The organism is Ruoffia sp. FAM 24228 (assembly GCF_045528575.1).
In the GTDB taxonomy this organism is placed as follows: Bacteria; Bacillota; Bacilli; order Lactobacillales; family Aerococcaceae; genus Ruoffia; species Ruoffia halotolerans.
Window position 1 is genome coordinate 1 of sequence record NZ_JBGQQZ010000124.1, and the last position, 2,011, is coordinate 2,011.

Sequence of the window (2,011 nt, forward strand, 5' to 3'; positions counted from 1 at the left end):
ACTCGATTAAATCGTTTTTTAAACCGCTCTAATTGATTGTTTTTCCATGCTCGTTCAAGTTCTAAGACAAGGTCACTAACTCGCCAAAATCGAGTCTCAATACCCTGTTGACAAGCTTTGTAGCCTAAAGCACTAGCTAAATGAGTTTTACCGGTGCCTGGGGCACCAATACATACAATATTTTGATTTTCTTTTATAAAATCAAGAGAAGTTAATATTTCTCTAGTTTGGGAATCTTGTAACCGAATATCTTGATGCCACTCGAAGGAATCAAGTGTTTTATGGCCAATAAACTTCGCTTGCTTAATTAAACGTTGAATTTTTCGTTCTTCTTTAGCTTCTACTTCATTTATTAACAATTTAAGTAGCCATTCTTCTTGTTTAGGATCATCAACTAAGCTTGGTAAACTATTTAAGCGCAGTTCTTTACATACTGTTTCTAAAGTATAAATCATACCTTCACTCCTTTGGCTGCAACTTGGGTAAGAGCATCATATCCTTGCCAGTTCACATCAGATAGACTTTCCTCATACTCTTCAGAAATCAGTTCATAGAACCTTTCATTCAATTCAATCATTGTATGAACAGATAACAAACCTAATAAACGATCGAGTCGTTGGTAGAGTAAACGTAGATCATCAACACTCAAATATGACTGTATCCGTCCTGGAAGGTACTTCCAGTATCGTGAATAAGTGATTTTAGATAACCGCTGTTTCCAATCCCTAAGGATTGTAGGCCAATCAATTGCTCGTTTTCGAGTAACATATGGACGAAAATCTTCTTGAATGATTTCTCCGTTGCGAGTGATAATACGATATTTGTCCCAAGTGAGATAGGCATATACTTCACCATGACGCCATGAATTATGAATATGTATTAAAGTATTATCTAATTTTATTTCATTCATTTTATTTGCTCTTACTAGAACTTCTTTAAAGACAGGGTAATCTTCATCTGGTAGTTCTAAGCAGGATTTCTTTTCTTCTTTCCAAAGTGATTCTATCGTTCTTATTTTCTCATAGTGTTTTTCTTTTCGTTTCTTTACCATTCTCTGTTCTAAATCTTTATTCAAAGAAGAAAAATCTTTCATCTTGGGTGTTTCAGAAAAGAAATTATAGCGAACATATCCGACTTTATTTTCAACACTACCTTTTTCATGACCACTTGCAGGGTTACAAGTTTGGACATTGAACCCATAATGCATTGCAAATTGTAGAAATTCATTCGTTAACTTTGCATCCTTGAATTTTGATTTTGGTTTAATAACTGCAGTTGTCATATTATCAATTCGAATTGTCTTAGGGACACAGCCCATTTGCTTAAAGATTTCTTTCATACCAGTTAATAAGCATTCCTGATTTTCACTTGGTAAAGCAACTGCAAATCCCGCATTGCTAAACGGAGTACTTAACACTAATGCTTTGACATCCTTAAATGATCCTTCATGTTCAACTTCCATTGTTCCAAAGTCTAATTGGGCTTCTGCTGGAGGATGTTCGAGTCTTTCATAACCTGCACTCGGAAGATCATGATGATGTGAACTTTTCCAGTCGTGTACAAAATTGCAAACCGTACGATATGAGCCTTTAAAACCTATTGTCTCTAGTCCTTCAAAATAATTTTTGTTTGTTCTTCTTTTCTTTTTGGGAAGACGATAGTCTTCTTCTAGCCACAATGAAACGATGTCTCCCCAATCTTCGTCATACATCATTCCAACTTTTTTCTTCAAGTTTTTTTCAGGTAACACTAAACCATCAGCATACTTCTTTGCAGTACGCCAGTTAATATCTAAAGTTGTTGCAATTTCATTTATTGATTTATCGTGATTATTACGTAGATTTTTGATAGTATTAATATCAGCCATTGTTAGCATCCTTTTTCTTCCTCCAAGTTAAGCGTCGTAACTTAAACTTTAGAGGTAAACTGGATGACTAACAAGGCTTTTTTTGTTGCCTGGTTATGTACTTTTAGGCTGCAATCTTATGTATTATTATATTGCCATAAACAA

General features: G+C 34.6%; 2 protein-coding genes. Both read right to left on the reverse strand.

Features of this window, described 5'->3' with window-relative positions:
• On the reverse strand, positions 1 to 455 hold a 455-nt coding region (locus ACEN33_RS12180), incomplete at its 3' end, for an ATP-binding protein (RefSeq protein ID WP_407095191.1).
• Positions 452 to 1,867: an IS21 family transposase gene (gene istA, locus ACEN33_RS12185; protein ID WP_407090967.1), complete on the reverse strand. Its 1,416-nt coding sequence runs from the start codon at positions 1,865 to 1,867 to the stop codon at positions 452 to 454. The genes ACEN33_RS12180 and istA, both read right to left, overlap by 4 nt.
• Positions 1,868 to 2,011 lie beyond the last annotated feature (144 nt).